This window comes from Brevibacillus reuszeri (genome assembly GCF_001187725.1).
GTDB lineage: Bacteria > Bacillota > Bacilli > Brevibacillales > Brevibacillaceae > Brevibacillus > Brevibacillus reuszeri.
Window position 1 is genome coordinate 16169 of the sequence record NZ_LGIQ01000017.1, and the last position, 15939, is coordinate 32107.

At 47.2% G+C, this 15939-nt stretch carries 15 protein-coding genes; 2 read left to right on the forward strand and 13 right to left on the reverse strand.

The features are described from left to right. Nucleotides 1-34 precede the first annotated feature (34 nt). From menC to ADS79_RS31610, 13 genes are all read right to left on the reverse strand, one after another. Complete coding sequence (gene menC, locus ADS79_RS31540) at nt 35-1147, reverse strand: o-succinylbenzoate synthase (protein ID WP_049742453.1); 1113 nt, start codon at nt 1145-1147, stop codon at nt 35-37. After that, nucleotides 1128-2132 carry an ABC transporter ATP-binding protein gene (locus ADS79_RS31545; RefSeq protein ID WP_049742454.1) on the reverse strand — a complete coding sequence of 335 codons (1005 nt, stop codon included), beginning with the start codon at nt 2130-2132 and terminating at the stop codon, nt 1128-1130. Before ADS79_RS31545 ends, menC begins: the two co-directional genes overlap by 20 nt. Continuing rightward, a complete protein-coding gene (locus tag ADS79_RS31550) occupies nt 2129-3115 on the reverse strand; it encodes an ABC transporter ATP-binding protein (RefSeq protein WP_049742455.1) in 987 nt (328 codons plus the stop codon). The genes ADS79_RS31545 and ADS79_RS31550 overlap by 4 nt, the downstream gene beginning before the upstream one ends. Nucleotides 3116-3139: 24 nt before the next feature. Continuing rightward, nucleotides 3140-3997, reverse strand: coding sequence for an ABC transporter permease (locus tag ADS79_RS31555; protein WP_049742456.1), 858 nt, complete (start codon nt 3995-3997; stop codon nt 3140-3142). A gap of 16 nt (nt 3998-4013) precedes the next feature. After that, nucleotides 4014-4934 (reverse strand): ABC transporter permease, encoded by a 921-nt coding sequence (locus ADS79_RS31560; protein ID WP_049742457.1) that lies wholly within the window; start codon nt 4932-4934, stop codon nt 4014-4016. Nucleotides 4935-4955: 21 nt separating this feature from the next. Further along, nucleotides 4956-6566: an ABC transporter substrate-binding protein gene (locus tag ADS79_RS31565; RefSeq protein WP_049742458.1), complete on the reverse strand. Its 1611-nt coding sequence runs from the start codon at nt 6564-6566 to the stop codon at nt 4956-4958. A gap of 29 nt (nt 6567-6595) precedes the next feature. Then, a complete protein-coding gene (locus tag ADS79_RS31570; RefSeq protein WP_049742459.1) occupies nt 6596-7468 on the reverse strand; it encodes a MurR/RpiR family transcriptional regulator in 873 nt (290 codons plus the stop codon). Between the two features lie 7 nt (nt 7469-7475). After that, nucleotides 7476-8969, reverse strand: coding sequence for a M81 family metallopeptidase (locus tag ADS79_RS31575; protein ID WP_049742460.1), 1494 nt, complete (start codon nt 8967-8969; stop codon nt 7476-7478). A 319-nt stretch (nt 8970-9288) separates the two neighbouring features. Next, nucleotides 9289-10065, reverse strand: coding sequence for a GTP-sensing pleiotropic transcriptional regulator CodY (gene codY, locus ADS79_RS31580; protein WP_049742461.1), 777 nt, complete (start codon nt 10063-10065; stop codon nt 9289-9291). Nucleotides 10066-10391: 326 nt separating this feature from the next. Further along, a complete protein-coding gene (locus ADS79_RS31585; RefSeq protein ID WP_049742462.1) occupies nt 10392-11168 on the reverse strand; it encodes a sporulation protein in 777 nt (258 codons plus the stop codon). 50 nt (nt 11169-11218) lie between these two features. After that, on the reverse strand, nt 11219-11758 hold the full coding sequence (locus ADS79_RS31590) for a sporulation membrane protein YtrI (protein ID WP_049742463.1): 540 nt from the start codon (nt 11756-11758) through the stop codon (nt 11219-11221). Further along, nucleotides 11755-12066, reverse strand: coding sequence for a YtrH family sporulation protein (locus ADS79_RS31595; protein WP_049742464.1), 312 nt, complete (start codon nt 12064-12066; stop codon nt 11755-11757). The genes ADS79_RS31590 and ADS79_RS31595 overlap by 4 nt, the downstream gene beginning before the upstream one ends. Before the next feature lie 620 nt (nt 12067-12686). Then, nucleotides 12687-13595, reverse strand: coding sequence for a LysR family transcriptional regulator (locus ADS79_RS31610; RefSeq protein ID WP_049742466.1), 909 nt, complete (start codon nt 13593-13595; stop codon nt 12687-12689). Nucleotides 13596-13717: 122 nt separating this feature from the next. Here ADS79_RS31610 and hutG point away from each other — a divergent pair, with 122 nt between their 5' ends. Then, nucleotides 13718-14704, forward strand: a complete 987-nt coding sequence (gene hutG / locus ADS79_RS31615) for a formimidoylglutamase (RefSeq protein ID WP_141260944.1) — start codon at nt 13718-13720, stop codon at nt 14702-14704. Next, nucleotides 14688-15875 carry a sodium/glutamate symporter gene (gltS, locus tag ADS79_RS31620; protein WP_049742468.1) on the forward strand — a complete coding sequence of 396 codons (1188 nt, stop codon included), beginning with the start codon at nt 14688-14690 and terminating at the stop codon, nt 15873-15875. The genes hutG and gltS overlap by 17 nt, the downstream gene beginning before the upstream one ends. The last annotated feature ends 64 nt before the right edge of the window (nt 15876-15939 follow it).

The window sequence follows — 15939 nt, forward strand, 5'->3', positions numbered from 1 at the left end:
TATGTCTGACGAAGGTTGTTACGAAACTTCTTGCCTACGGTCTGAAAGTCGCCGAACGAATGGCGTATTTGCCTACTGCATTTGTATTTACCTTGTAGCCGATTCCAGGGCTTTCGGGAACAGCCAGCTGTCCAGGAGCAACAAGCTCAACTCCAGGTTCTACGATGTCTTCCTCCCAATAACGACTGGAGGCAGCGGTATCCCCCGGAATGGTGAAATTAGGCAATGTGGTAATGGCAATGTTATGCGCACGTCCCACACCTGATTCGATCATCCCGCCGCACCATACAGGAATGTCCTGTGCCTGGCAATAATCGTGAATCCGCTTTGATTCGGTCAATCCACCTACACGACCAACTTTTATATTGATAATTCCGCAGCTACCCAATTCTATCGCTTTTCGCGCATCTTCCACGTTGTGGATGCTTTCGTCCAGACAAATCGGCGTGCGCAGCTCTTTTTGCAGCTTGGCATGATCGATGATGTCATCATGTGCCAGTGGCTGTTCAATCATGATCAGATTGTACTGATCCAATTCCTTCATTATATCCAGATGCTCCATCGTGTAAGCAGAGTTGGCATCTGCCATCAGTGGCACATCATCTCCGAAGGTTTCGCGGATCGCACGGACTACATCCACATCGAAACCTGGCTTGATTTTTACTTTAATTTTTTTATAGCCTTCACCGAGATGACGCTCTACTTTTTCAAGTACCTGTTTTACTGTCGGTTCAATCCCGATACTAATCCCTACATCGATGATTGATTTTTCGCCACCGAGTGCTTTTGCCAGAGAAATTCCTTTTTTCTTGCTATATAGATCCCATACAGCACCTTCCAAAGCTGCCTTCGCCATATTGTTGCGACGGATTGGCGCGAAAAGACGGTCTACATCCTCTGGTGCCTCGATTGGCGTGCTCAGAAGCTGCGGAATGAGATAGCGCTCCAACATGTGCCAGACAGTCTCAGTCGTTTCTTCATTATAGTAAGGATTTGGCATCGCTACGCTTTCTCCGTATCCAACTTCGCCTTCACTGTACACACTGACAAGGAGAAAATCCTTAATACTCGTGCTACCAAAACTGGTCTCAAATCGGAAACGAAGTGGCATGTTCAGTTGCTGTAGTTCAATTCGCTCTATTTTCAATGATTTTCATCCCTTCTAGGCCATATAGGTGGCACGATACGTAATGGTTTGCATTAACAGAGGTGGCAACAGGTCTAACTTGTGAACACATCTCGACCGCATGCGGACAACGCGTGTGAAAAGCGCAGCCAGCAGGGGGCTTTGCCGGATTTGGGACATCGCCAGTAAGAACAATTCGCTCCTTCTTTCGCAGCGGATTGGCTTTGGGTACAGCAGACATCAATGCCTGTGTATACGGATGCATCGGTCGGGCAAACAAATCTTTTTTGTCAGCAATCTCGACGATTCGGCCCAAATACATCACGGCGATCCGATCGCTAATATGACGAACGACACCTAAATCATGCGAAATGAACAAATACCCTAATCCGAGACGTTGCTGCAGATCTTGCAAAAGGTTGACAATTTGGGCTTGGATAGAAACATCAAGCGCAGAGACAGGCTCGTCGGCTACGATCAGTGAAGGCTGGACAGCCAGTGCCCGGGCGATCCCGATCCGCTGACGTTGCCCACCACTGAATTCATGTGGGTAACGGCTAGCGAATTGGGAGTTCAATCCCACTAAATTCAGCAATTCCTGCACATGCTCCACGCGCTCTTTGGCTGAAAGCTGAGGCAGCCGAACACCGATTGCTTCCTCCAATGCTTTTTGTACCGTCATTCTTGGATTCAGGGATGCATACGGGTCTTGAAACACGATCTGCATCTGCTTGCGCAGCGGTCGAAACTGGGAAGGCGAAAGCTTGGAAATCTCTTTCCCTTCAAAATGGATGGTTCCGCCAGTTGGCTCAATAAGACGCATAATGCTTCGTCCAGTAGTCGATTTTCCGCAGCCACTCTCCCCAACCAGGCCCAGCGTTTCGCCCTTTCTCACCTCGAAGGACACTCCGTCTACCGCTTTCACTACGTCATTGCTTTTACCAAGCAGTCCTTTGTTGACCGTAAAATACGTCTTCAGGTCGTTTACTGTTAACAGTTCGCTCATACCGCCATCTCCTTGTTCTCGTACAGCCAGCAACGGACCGCTTGTGAGCCAGTTGCCAGCAGTGGCGGTTTTTCATTGGAGCAGCGTTCATGGGCATGTGGGCAGCGAAAGCGAAACGCGCAGCCTTGGGTCACTTCTCCCAGTAGCGGCACACTCCCCTCGATCGGTTCCAGTCTGGCACGCTCCTCCTCGTCCTCCATATCTGGTACACAACGCAGCAATCCTGCCGTGTACGGATGCAGCGGATTGGCAAACAGACTTGCAACATCTGCTTCCTCGACGATTTCACCGTAGTACATCACGAGCACACGGTCAGCCATCTCTGCCACGACACCCAGATCATGAGTGATCAACAGAACGGACGTACTGCCGTTTTCCTTCAGTTCGTTCATCAGCTCCAAAATTTGCGCTTGAATCGTCACGTCTAAAGCCGTCGTCGGCTCATCTGCAATCAACAAATCAGGATTACAGGCCATCGCCATCGCGATCATGACTCTCTGCTTCATTCCTCCGGACAATTGGTGCGGATATTCACGCATGATGCTCTCAGGCCTAGGAACGCCTACCTTTTTAAGCATCTCGATTGCTTTTGCCTGGCGTTCCTTTTTAGACAAATCACTATGGAGTAAGTACACTTCCTCCAATTGCTTGCCAATGGTATGCACAGGGTTGAGCGAGGTCATCGGCTCTTGAAAGATCATCGCGATCTCATTTCCCCGGATCGCTCGGATTTCTTTTTTATCCAATTGATTTAGCTTGGTATCGCGAAATGTAATGCTTCCTTCCATTTTGGTCATCGCTTTCGACAAGAGGCCCATGATCGCCAGTGACGTCACACTTTTACCGCAGCCGGACTCCCCTACCAGTGCGACCGTCTCCCCTTTTCGAATGTGAAAGGAAATGTTCTGCAGGGCTGGTAGCGTTCCTTTTTCTGTCTGAAACTGCAATCGTAGATCTTCTACCGCAAGCAATACATCCTGCATCGGTGGTTGCCCTCCCTTCCTCCATTACCTTGTTTTTGGATCAAGCGCATCGCGCAATCCGTCCCCTAACAGATTAAAACCAAGGACCACTAGCATAATGGTCATACCTGGAAAGATCGACATCCACCAAGCTTGACTCAAAAAAGACTTACCGACAAAAACCATCGCTCCCCACTCTGGCATCGGCGGCTGAGCACCCAAGCCAAGAAAGCTCAGTGCTGCTGCTGCCAAAATACTCACACCAAACTGAATCGTGGAAAGCACGATGATCGGCGAAAGAATATTCGGTAAAATATGCTTCAGCAAGATTTTCCAGTCCCGAATGCCCAACGCTCTGACCGCCTCGATGTATTCCTTTTCACGGATGGAAAGAACCGCCGAGCGAACGATCCTGACATACGAAGGAATAACGGCAATGACGACGGCGATCATGGCATTGGTCAGCCCTGGTCCCAGAACCGCAATGACGGCAATGGCGAGCAAGAGTGCTGGCAAAGACATGAGAATATCCATTCCCTGCATGATAAACATGTCAACCCTTCGGTAGTATCCGGCAACGATCCCCAGTGTGACCCCGATGACCGTAGAAAGCACCACCGTGATCAATCCCATCATCAAGGAAATGCGTCCGCCGTGTAGCAAGCGTGAAAAAATATCACGGCCAAAATCATCAGTACCTAGTAAATTCGTAGCACTAGGGGGAGCTAATCTGTTATCGAAATTCATAAGGTCGACGGGGTGAGGAGCGATCCATGGAGCGAGTAAGGATGCTACGATAAAAATCAGAAGAATAACGGCCCCACCCATCGCTGTTTTATTGCGGCCCAATCGTTTTCCAATGACTTTCCAATACGACTCAGGACGAATTTTGTTGTTCACCATAGTCTGCCTCCTCTCCTTAGTCGTAATGGATACGCGGATCTATCAGACTGTAGATTAAATCCACGACCAGATTCGTTGTTGCAAAAATCACTGCCATGAAAAATACCATTCCTTGCACTGTTGGCATATCTCGCTTGCCTATGGATTCAATCGCCAAGCTTCCTATTCCCTGCAAGGAGAAGACGGTTTCTACTACGACTGCCCCTGCCATAAGCGAACCAAATTGCAAGCCCAGCATCGTAACGACAGGAATAATAGCATTTGGTAAGCCGTGGCTGAAAACCATTCTGATCACGGCTGCTCCTTTGGCCTCTGCCGTGCGCATGTAGTCCTGCTTAATGACCTCAAGCATGCTGGAGCGTGTCATCCGGGCAATCATTCCCGCTTCTGCCATCCCTAGTGTGATCGCTGGAAGCAGCAAAGAATGTAACCCCTCATAACCTGAGATCGGAAATAGACCCAGCTTATAAGCAAAGATCCATATCAGGAACAGCGCAATCCAGAAGCCTGGTGCAGAAATCCCTACCAATGATGAAAGAACAACCAGTCGATCCACAATTGTATTTTGCTTGACTGCCGCAATCGTACCGAGCAAAATCCCGAAAATTGCCGCAATAATGACACTAAAAATAGCGAGCTGCAAAGTTATCGGAAAGCGCTGTGTAATTTGCTCCCACACACTTTGACCAGTAAATAGGGAAGTACCCAGATCGCCTACCAAAAGCCTTCCTAAAAAGTGCAAATATTGCTGCCACAACGGCTCGTCAAGCCCAAGTGCCGCACGCATTTGGCTGACTGCATCCGGAGTGGCAAACTGCCCGAGAATCGTCGTTACTGGATCTCCAGGGATAAGATGCACCATAAGGAAGATGAGGACGGATACCCCTAGTAGTGTTCCTACTAGGGAGAGCAGCCGCTTTAGTACGTATCGACGCATGCTATCCACCTCTTTGTTTGTCTATTTATCAATCGTAACGTCGCTCAGGATCATTCCTTGTGTATACGGGTTCATAATCACCCCTTTGATCCCTCTTGTAGCCGTAACCGTTTCATTTACCCACAGTGGTACCCATGGCTCTTCATTGATCAATATTTTTTGGGCTTCCTCGTAAATTTTGAGACGCTCCTCTTCATTCATTGCTGCACGCCCTTTGTTCAAGAGATCATCCAATTCCGGGGTATTAAAGCTCATCCGGTTAGCCGAGTTGCTCTTTTCGAAGATGAGATAAAGAATATCGGCATCATACCAGCCAAAGTACATCAAAGCCATATCGAACGACTTTTTCTTCATGCGGTCTTTGATTGTTGCGATTTCCTGAACGGTAATTTTCAGATCAATCCCTGCTTCTTTCAGTTGGCTCTGTAAAATCTGAGCCGCACGTTGGTACGCTGGCTCTGGGGAAACCATGATTTCGACAGAGAGTGGTTTGCCATCCTTGTCCACAAGTCCATCACCATTGGTGTCTGTCCAGCCTGCCTCTGCCATCAGCTTTCGAGCTTGGTCCAAATCACGGGTATACATTTGCTTCGCTTCGTTCTCAATCTTCTCACTATACCCCCAAATGGTTGAAGGCAGTGGTCCGTAAACGGGCTTTCCAAAGCCGTTTAGAGCTACCTGTACCAATGGATCACGATCGACAGAGAGTGCAATTGCTTTACGAAGACGAACATCTGAGAAAAGCGGGTGCTGGTTATTAAAAGCGATGTATTTATGCCCGATATCCATTGTCTTATTAATTTCGACCCCTGGCAGCGACTGCAATTCCGCGACTGAATTCGCAGGGACGTCATTGAGGATATGAATCGTGCCTTTCTTGAATTCCATCATCCTCGTATCGTCGTCTTTCAAGAAACGGAACGTGATATTGTCAACATGTAGCGGACCTTTGTTCTGTGCGTACTCTGGTCCCCAGTTGTAATCAGGATTTTTCTTATAGGTCAAGGAAGCCCCGCGCTCACGCTTCTCAAATATAACTGGACCTGTTCCAGATGGATTGTCGCCAAAGCCATCTCCCAGCTCCTTGGCTTTCTTCGCGTCGACCGGAGAAATCATGCCGCTAACGACTACACTGAGAAAAGGAGCAAACGGACTGCTGAAATAAACTTTAAAGGTAAGCTCGTCAGTTGCCTCTACCTTTTCAACCGGACCGACGATGCTCTTCACCGGTGAAACCTCCAGCAAGCGATCAAATGATTGCTTGACTGCCTCTCCTGTTACTGGTTCACCCGAGTGGAATTTAAGTCCCTTACGCAGGGTAAATGTCCAAACCTTTCCATCTTCGGAAACCTCGTATTTTTCAGCCAAACCTGGGCTGATTTTTCCTTCCAGATCACGCGTGATCAGTGGCTCATATATAATTGAGTTTGCAGCAGTTACCCATGTTGACTTATGCAAATCCAGCGTATCAGGATCAACCAGAGCCGAGATCACCAAGGTGTTTCCACCCTTCGGTGCCTCTGTCCCCGTTTGCCCTGGATTGGTAGACGATTGTGAAGAACATCCGGCTGCTACAACGGTTGTAGCGAGTAGCACGCTAAGCGCCCCTTTTAACCACCAGTGCTTTTTCATTCCCTTTCTCCCCCTTTTTCTGTCACAACTTAAATCTCTGTGGAATCTACAAACGGATAGATTTGGCGGCTCGAATCCTCGTACTCCGCTATTCGTTTTTGTATCTGCTCTCCATCTGCCTGAACAACACCGCTGACCAATATATTGAGCATGGCGAAAATCGAAGCCATGCCTTTGATCGCGATCGGCGACGGGGCGTAAACCTTCAGCACCTGATCAGCGATCGGACCGAGCGGGGAAAGCTCATCATCTGTAATTCCCAAAATCGTAGCTCCTTTATCCTTGGCTGCTTGAGCGAACAAGATCGTTTCGCTGATATAGCGGGGGAAAGAGAAGGCGATGACGAGCCAATCCTTGTCGATTTGATTGATCAGATGGTTGACATCGTCGATTGGACCGTTGTAGAGACGGGCATTTCCTCTGATGACATTCAGGTTAAAAGTAAGCCAATGAGCGGATGAATAAGAGCTTCTGAATCCAACGACGATGATTTGCTTGGCTGCCAAAATGCTGGCAACCGCCTGTTGAAGCTGTTCTTCTCGCAGCTCCCCCAAGGTTTGTCTGATATAGGCCACATCCTGCTCCATGCTAAAGGTAATCAGATCAGTGCGCCCCCGTATTTCCTCAGCGGCGTTCAGGAAGCTCTTTAATGCCTTATCTTGTGGAACTCTTTCCAAAAGAGAGCTGCGTATTTCATTCTGCAATTCGCTATACCCGGAATAAGATAGTGCGTACGATAGCCGAATAATGGTTGTTTCACTCGTTCCGCTGAGTGCCCCTACTACTTTTGCGGGATGAAGTGCGACTTCCTTTGGTTCGGCGAGAATATATTTGGCTGCCAGCTTTTGCTGATTGGTTAGATCGGGAAAAATCTTGCGAATGCGTTCTTGTACAGTTTCCATGTGAGCTCTACTTTCTTGTGAGAATTTGATGAAATGGATCAGTTATTGGATCGAGTGGATAAATCGGTCTTTCTACTCGCTCATATTTGAAGAATCGGAAGTTTAGCGTAGTCAAGCCTGGTGAGTCGACCGTGATGACCTTGGCACTAATCGGCTCATAGGCAGCGCGGAAATGAGTACTGGATTTTAAAGCAACAATCTTGTACTTGGTGACATCGATCCCGTGAAGCTGAAAGATCTGCTCGTCGAGAACCTGAGACTTCACCGAACAGACGACGACATCAATTCCATCGATTTGCAAGCGAACCGATTTTCCATAGTTTACTCGCCCGCCTTGTCCCATCGGGGTTGTCGCGATGAATTTGCCGTCTGTCAAGCATTTAACGTAAGCGTTTACAGAAATTGGTTCTCCATGTAAATGATCCGTTTTTCCACCGAGCTGAATCGCGATCGTGGCTCCCACTCCAGCCTGATACGCTTGCTGCACTACCTCTGGATCGTAGATGAAACCAAAGCACGCATTAGTCAGCTTGGCATCGAGCATGGCTTGCAGCAAATACGTTCCGTCTCCTGGTGTTCCTCCCCCTGGATTGTCAGAGGTCTCATTGATGACGATTGGCATACCTTCCGATTCCAAAGCGAGTGCAATCCCCTCTGCAGGAGTCGGCTTAATCAGCTCGAATTCGTCCCGTTTTTCCCAAACCAGTCGGGCGATATCTTCGCTTACTTTCTTCGCCAGGTCACGATCATTATCTGTAATCGCCAGAATAGATATCCCAAGCTCCGGGATGTCCGTATACGGGAACCCATGGATCAGAGCGCAATCGATAACGCCTGCTTCCTTTTCCCATGCCCAGCAAGCATCGTTGATATCTTTGACAGGATTATGATGGGTTGCCGATGTAGGAATGACGAGGGGTAGTCTGGTCAAATGCATGGTGGGTCTGCAATTTTCCTCAACCATTTTGCGTGCCAGATCAATCGCCTCAATACCTCGCTCATAGCAGTCTACATGCGGATATAGATGGACACTGAGGAGTGCATCTGCTTCACTTACCATGCGCTGTGTCATATTGGCATGCAGATCAAGCGTTGCGATCAGCGGGATTTCGTAGCCGACTTGTGCGCGAATGGCAGCCAGCAGATCCCCCTCCAAATCATCTACCTCTTCAGCTACTCCAGCTCCATGGAGCGAAAGACAGATTGCATCGGCCTGCCCTGCTTCTTGGATCGCGTCGAGGAGCTCTTTCTTCATCACAGCATACGCCTCTTTGGTTATCGTGCCTGATGGATAGCCAAACGTCCAAAACGTAGGCAAAAGCTCAATTCCCAGCTCCTCTGCTCGATCAACCATCCCGCCGAGGTAATCTCTGACTTTCCTATGATTTACGAGTATCTCTTCTTTATGAGACCATTCCCAGCTTTGAAACAATTCAAGCGTAGATGGTACGTTGGAAAACGTGTTCGTTTCATGAGCCAACCCACCGATCATGACTCTCATCTCGATATCCCCTCATCCCCGTTATGAAGTCTAAACTTTAAATTTAGAATTTTGTGAAGTCTGCACCTTTGTGGACATTATATAGGCTAGTGAATCGATGTTCAACTGTTAATTCGTGAACGTTGTTTAATTTTTCTGAACTTATTTGTAAAAAAACATAAAAATAGCTAGTGTGGATACTACTTGAAAGAAAAATCGTATTATGGCGAAAAATGTTACTTTTTGAATCAAGAAAACGCGTGTGCTGATCCAATTTTTTCTACTAAGCAAAAAACCCTTCCTGTTTTGAGGAAGGGTGGGCGGTGCTGCTATGTTATTATTATGAGGTTTTCCATTTTGCCAGCTCGGATGGGAACTTTTCGTTTAGTACCTTGATGTATGTACCCTTCATACCAAGTGAACGCGACTCCAGCACTCCAGCACTTGCCAGCTTGCGCAATGCGTTAACGATTACAGAGCGAGTAAGCCCTGCCTGATCTGCCAGTTGGCTTGCTACGAGCAGGCCTTCGCGGGCATCGAGCTGCTCCATAATTTTTTCGATCGCAATCTGCTCACTGTATGACAGGGAAGAGAGCGCAATTTTTGCAAAGGTTTTGTCACGCACTTCGTTTTCGATTTGCTCTGTACGTTGACGGACAATTTTCATTCCAATCACAGTAGCACCGATTTCGCCCAAGATCAAATCTTCTGTTTCAAATTGACCATAAGCTCTCAGAAGTACAAGCGTTCCAAGACGGCTGCCTCCTGCATTAATCGGGACGATAGTCGTCATCAATTGCGGGAACAGGGAGCTGAGTTCTTTTGGAACCAGACTGTACGGGCTTTGAATCGGTTCGTTTGCTAATGTTTGCGTGACTTCCAGCAGTTTTTGATGTACGCCTGCCTGAAGCTGGCTGGATGGGCGGCCTTCCTCATTCAAGGCAATTTCCTGATTCATGCCGCTGCCAAGAATTGAGCCATCCGCTGTGATGATGTACACGTTCGCTGCAATAACTTCCGACAAGAGCTTGGCGAGATCCTGATAACCGACTCCGCTACCTCCCATTGTCTTTTGCAGCATCACATTAATTTTTCTTGTTTTTTCCAGTAAATTCATCATAATTTCCTCCTTGAGATTCTTCATGCTCACAGTATTGTCAGAAAAATCCAGCCCTATACATGCAAATCGAAAAATTAGAAAGACACCTCATACACTTTTCATCTGGCGAGAGAAAAAGCACGGATGCGAGATGAGTCTGTCTTAGTCGTTTTGCAAAATGGGTGAATGCCCGGACACAAAAGCGAGCATCCGCAACTATCATGTAGGGAAAGATCCAAAGTCGCGGGTTAGGAAGATCGTCGGTGTTGACGACTGACAACCGAAGCAAGCCACATAGAGAAAGGCTGCTAGAGCATCTTGTCTCAGGCAGCCTTTCTATGACTTTATCGAATTTGCTTGTGAATGAGCTGTTCGATTGCGTTTGCGATAACGGGAAGGGGTTTGTTCAGATCTGCGTCATACAGTCTGAAACGCACAAATCGTTCGTCTAAATTAAATGCTTCTTCCAACCCGCCAAAGAAGCCGCGCGCTCTTTTATCCAGCTCTAGAAAAACTTCCAATTCTCCCTCACGCAAATAAAAGATAGCTTCCAGCTCTTCCAGTTGTTTGCGAAGTGGTCCGGTCGGACGGAATTCAAATTCTTGTACAAACGGATAGTTCCGTCCTAAATAACGATTATATTCACAATCTACCTTATATAGCTGAAACCCAAGGGATTGAATCGCATCCAGCACTTTCGCCATCAACGGATGCGGTCGTACCTCGATAAAGTCAGAGTCACCGGGATCAATTGCATTTTTAATATCTAATCCTGTTCGAAGATAAACAGGCTGACGTCCCATTGTCAGTGGAGTCTCATACGGGAGCTGGAAAGAAAACGGAAGGACCTTGCTCTCTTTTGGCTGCAAGGAAATGCTCTCCGTTAAACGATATTTTACTAATGTACATTCTTCCTTCCCCTTCTTATCGTTGACTTCACGCTCGTAATGAGTAACTACATACATGTAAATCTCGTCGATCTCCTGGGCCACGTCACCACCTGTGATGTGCACCTCACCTTTTACCACATCACCAGGGATGAGGGATTCTTGCTCCAGTCGTGCGTCAACCTGCGACGATCCAATCCCTATACTGGCCAACAACTTTTTGAACATCGACATCTACTCGCTTTCTCCTCGATTGTGAATACCATAGGTCACACTAGGCGTACTCATGTAGAAATATACGAGTCGATAAAAAGAAAGTTTCGTGCTACCTTCTTCATCACATCTTCTTTTTTGACTTCAGCTGTAACAAATACGTACAAGGTTTGGCTGATGACGACTGTCTTGATTCTGACCTCTACCATTGTGCCATCCGAGAGCACGTATTCGCGGCGGCGCAGCATTTCATGCAGGACCTGATGAACGTAGGCAACCTGCTCTACTTTTTTACCCTTGAGCGATGCCATGTCTTTCTCCACACGATCTACTACCTGGACCTCTATCGTGGGATGAAGCTTTTGTTCTCCTGCAAGGACAGATGCCCGAACCTCTTCGATTACCGTGTCCTGCTTTTTGCGATACACACGCTGATTTTCTTTTAAAGACTGGATCTCTTCATACAGCTTTTTATTTTGCAATTCGAGGCTCTTTTTGACCAGCATCATTTCTTCCATCTCTCGTCCGTATAGCATCAAAACCGTCGTCGACCCCAGCATGATACCAATGAGCAATAGAGCTACATACCTTTTCCAGAGGACCACGATCATGAACGCACCTGTACCAGCCACTGCACACAAATCGTACCGATATGGGCACCCAGAAAGGCAACAACAATCATCGCCAGCTGTTTCACTACCGGCGAGAAGTTTCCGATCAGGATTTTTTCAATTTGCAGGAACGAATCAAACGATCCACCCAGTGCTCCGACTATGCCAAAGATTTTCAGCTGATCAGCAAGTAGTTCCATAGACAAAAGCGGCGGCTTGTGGGTCAAAAAAGCACCGATCCCCCCGCAGAGAGCCCCCCCAACTACGATGCCATAAGCAACAAAGAACGTCAGAATGACCTGTGCCATGTTGGAATCCATCCTCTCGACCAAGCAACATATGCTTTATCCCTACGCGGCTTGTCTCGAATTTATGATGGTTACATCCTTTGTCTCGGACGTAAAAAACAAAAAACGGCATGCTATATTCCACGCATGCCGCTCCCTGTTACTTCCTTCTCCTTGCAATTCTTCCTAACCTTTTTTGAATCCGGGGAGAATTCATCACCATGAGATCCATAAACAAATTAACCATTTTCGGGTTTCGAAGCATTTGTTGGAATACTTCCGGATTTTCGCTAAACCATTGCTCGTTTGCCTTTATCCAGGCTTTAAATGCATCATTTGACTTGTAATAGTTGTTTAAGCGACGAACAGGCCGATCAGCACCCATTTTAATCATATCCCTTCGTCAAAGAATATGGAGAGGAGAAAGATGATCACAATGATCCAGATCACCACTTCAAAGCCATCTTGGTTGAAAAAACCAAAGCTCTTCATGTCTGATCCCCCCTTCCCCATGCCTCAAGCCGTGCATCTGGCATATCGCCCATGATTCCCTTCCCTATTGGTATATGTGGCAGGATTTAAGATGGATTGGACACTAGCCTGCTTGCCTCTGATTTTGTGTATTTACCTAATGGCTGGCATCAAGACAGCCTATCTCGCTCTTTTGCAGGCACAAAATGATCGCGAATCTCTGTCAAAAACGACTGAACGGCAGGCGCCAAATAGCGGTTTTTCATAAACGTCAAATAAACGGTTCTCTCCAGTGCTTCCGAATCAATCGTTTTGCGAACAACAGACGCATCATTTAGCTCACCCAAGTAATTTTCGGGGATGATCGTAATACCCAGGTTTTCTTTGACTAAAGTCAAGGCTGTCTCGAACCGCTCGATTTCAAACTTTATATTCGGAGAGGCATTCTCCAGCAAAAACGCTTGTAAAATATCCGCTCTGGTCTGAAAGCCTTCTGTACTAATAATAAAAGGCTCCTGCTCCAAATCTTTTAAGCGGATCGATTCTCGCTCAGCAAGCGGGTGGTCCTTGTGCAGGACGAGTACCAGTCGCTCATGGTATAAAGGGATCGTTTCGATATCTTCTTCGTCAATGTACTGGTTGGTTACGAGCAGATGCGTATGATATTTTCGCAACGATTCTTTTACCGCCCTTCCCCCCAATACCTCGATCAGCTTGATATTGATCATCGGAAAATGCTCCTGGTACTTGCGGATCACCTTTGGAATCCAATACTTTACAGACTCGATAATGCCAACAATCAGCTCCCCACTGCCTGTCAGCTTTACCTCCTCCATTTCTTTTTTCAACATGTTCATATTCGACAGAACCAGCAGCGATTTCTCATACAAGATTTTACCAGCGTCTGTCAGTTCAATTCTTCTCGTATTTCTTTCCAGCAGCGGCGAGCCAACCTCGCGCTCTAAATTTTTGATCGCATTGCTTAATGAGGGCTGTGATATATGTAGTTTTTGCGCGGCTTTCGAGTAGCTCAACTGATCGCAAACCGTCACAAAATAATGCAGCTGTTTAATATCCACGCAAGTGTTTCCCTCCGATTTATAGCATGAAGCTATTAATTTATTTGAATTATATATTAGAAATAATAAGTTAGCCATTATATAATCAGAAAACAAACCATACTTTAAAAATTTTAGAAAGGGTGAAAAAATTGCCTGCAAATGTATCAGCTGATGTTTGGACCGGACGAACTGATCATACACAGAGACGAAGCAGCTTTCGCTACCATCAAATCGTAGAAAACATAGAACTGGAACAATTGACGAAATATCATGCCCCGACCTGTGCCATTGTTGGATATGAGTGCGAAGAAGGCGTTCGCCGCAATCAAGGCAGATTAGGCGCAGCAAAAGCTCCAAACGCAATTCGGCAAGCGCTTGCAAGCCTTCCTTGGAAGCTTGCAGAACAGCAGCAGTTGATCGACGTAGGTAACGTGAGCTGCCTGGATGACGCGCTCGAAAAAGCCCAGGAAGAATTGGGGCAAGCTGTCGCCACCCTCTTCTCCAAATCTGTGACGCCGATTATTTTAGGCGGCGGGCATGAAACCTTGTATGGACATTATATAGGGGTTCGCGCCCACATCGGGAAAGACGCGACACTCGGTATTATTAATATTGACGCTCACTTCGATTTGCGATCCTATGAAACACAGCCTTCATCAGGCACGATGTTCAGGCAAATACTAGAGCAAGATCATAACAGCCATTATTTTGTGCTCGGAATCCAGCGTTTTGGCAACACGCAGGAGCTTTTTGACAAAGCGGACGAGCTCGGTGTCCGCTATGTGTACGAAGAAGACATGAGCGATGCGAGAATGTCAGAGATCGCTTCTGAATTAAACGAATTCATCGAAAGACATGATTACGTCATGCTTACCCTTTGTACGGATGTGCTAAATGCAGCGTTTGCACCCGGGGTCAGTGCCCCGTCTCCTTTTGGTTTAAGCCCGGCGACAGTCCGCAGCTTGATCCGTACAGTTGCCGCTCATAAGAAAACGCTTTCTTTTGACATATGCGAAGTCAATCCTGTTTTAGATGAGAACGGAAGAACGGTAAAGTTAGGTGCTTACTTGACGAATGAAGCCATCATGGGATTTTTAGGAGGATACAGCGATGACACTAGCACTTAATCAAGTCACTACCATCTTTTTGGCCGTTGCCCTTTTAGTCTTAGGCACTCTAATTGTACGGAAAGCAGGATTTCTGCAAAAGTTTTGTATTCCGGCACCCGTTGTCGGCGGTCTCTTGTTTGCCATTATTGCTACGATCCTCAAGTCGACTGGTCTTGTAGAGATTTCATTGGATACATCCCTGCAAAGCTTGTTCATGCTCACCTTCTTCACAACAGTCGGTCTTGGGGCCAGCTTTAAGCTCATTAAATTAGGCGGCAAGCTCCTCGTCATCTACTGGATTGCCTGTGGATTCTTGGCTTTGGCCCAAAACGTGATCGGTGTCTCCATGGCCTCCTTGTTCAACATCCACCCATTAATCGGTATGATGGCTGGTGCCGTTTCCATGGAAGGCGGACATGGTGCTGCCGGGGCATTTGGACAGACACTTGAAGACATGGGGATTCAATCTGCGCTGTCCGTCGGGATTGCGGCTGCTACCTTTGGCTTGGTAGCAGGTGGCTTGGTTGGCGGACCAACTGTGAAATATTTGATTTCCAAATACAATCTAAAGCCAACTGAAACAGAAGAGGTCGTACAAAACGTCGAGGAAAATGTGCAACCGATTACTTCCAACACGTTCTTTACACAGGTTCTGCTTATTACCTTCTGTATGGCAGTCGGAACGTACTTGGGTGGTCTGTTCTCGGACGCAACAGGCTTTGTCCTTCCGGGCTATGTTGGAGCTATGTTTGTAGCGGTTATCGCCCGCAATATCGTTGATAAAGTCAATCCGAATGCGATCGATATGAAGAGTATTAACCTGATCAGTGACGTGACCCTTGGAATCTTCCTCTCCATGGCCCTTATGAGCATCAAGCTGTGGGAGGTTGCCGACCTTGCCCTTCCAATGCTGGTCATCGTATTCGTTCAAGTCGTCTTCATCGTGTTGTTTGGTGCCTTCGTGTTGTTCCGCCTGCTTGGCAAAAACTACGATGCTGCTGTCATGGTCGCTGGATTTACTGGTCACGGCCTCGGTGCAACACCGAATGCGATGGCAAATATGGCTGCTGTGACCGAGCGCTTTGGACCGTCGCGAAAAGCGTACCTGGTTGTTCCAATCGTGGGAGCCTTTTTGATTGATGTGTTTGCCATGCCAATCATTATTACCACCATTAACTTGTTTAAATAAGCATAGAGCCCCTCGTCCCTTCATCTGGATTCGTTCCGGTTGAAGGGATTTTTTTGCCCTCATC

Excerpts from the sequence above, each read along its gene's own strand:
- ADS79_RS31545 (WP_049742454.1), bottom strand. The coding sequence starts at position 2,132 with ATGAGCGAACTGTTAACAGTAAACGACCTGAAGACGTATTTTACGGTC.
- ADS79_RS31550 (WP_049742455.1), bottom strand. The coding sequence starts at position 3,115 with ATGCAGGATGTATTGCTTGCGGTAGAAGATCTACGATTGCAGTTTCAG.
- ADS79_RS31555 (WP_049742456.1), bottom strand. The coding sequence starts at position 3,997 with ATGGTGAACAACAAAATTCGTCCTGAGTCGTATTGGAAAGTCATTGGA.
- ADS79_RS31560 (WP_049742457.1), bottom strand. The coding sequence starts at position 4,934 with ATGCGTCGATACGTACTAAAGCGGCTGCTCTCCCTAGTAGGAACACTA.
- ADS79_RS31565 (WP_049742458.1), bottom strand. The coding sequence starts at position 6,566 with ATGAAAAAGCACTGGTGGTTAAAAGGGGCGCTTAGCGTGCTACTCGCT.
- ADS79_RS31570 (WP_049742459.1), bottom strand. The coding sequence starts at position 7,468 with ATGGAAACTGTACAAGAACGCATTCGCAAGATTTTTCCCGATCTAACC.
- ADS79_RS31575 (WP_049742460.1), bottom strand. The coding sequence starts at position 8,969 with ATGAGAGTCATGATCGGTGGGTTGGCTCATGAAACGAACACGTTTTCC.
- codY (WP_049742461.1), bottom strand. The coding sequence starts at position 10,065 with ATGAATTTACTGGAAAAAACAAGAAAAATTAATGTGATGCTGCAAAAG.
- ADS79_RS31585 (WP_049742462.1), bottom strand. The coding sequence starts at position 11,168 with ATGTCGATGTTCAAAAAGTTGTTGGCCAGTATAGGGATTGGATCGTCG.
- ADS79_RS31590 (WP_049742463.1), bottom strand. The coding sequence starts at position 11,758 with ATGATCGTGGTCCTCTGGAAAAGGTATGTAGCTCTATTGCTCATTGGT.
- ADS79_RS31595 (WP_049742464.1), bottom strand. The coding sequence starts at position 12,066 with ATGGCACAGGTCATTCTGACGTTCTTTGTTGCTTATGGCATCGTAGTT.
- gltS (WP_049742468.1), top strand. The coding sequence starts at position 14,688 with ATGACACTAGCACTTAATCAAGTCACTACCATCTTTTTGGCCGTTGCC.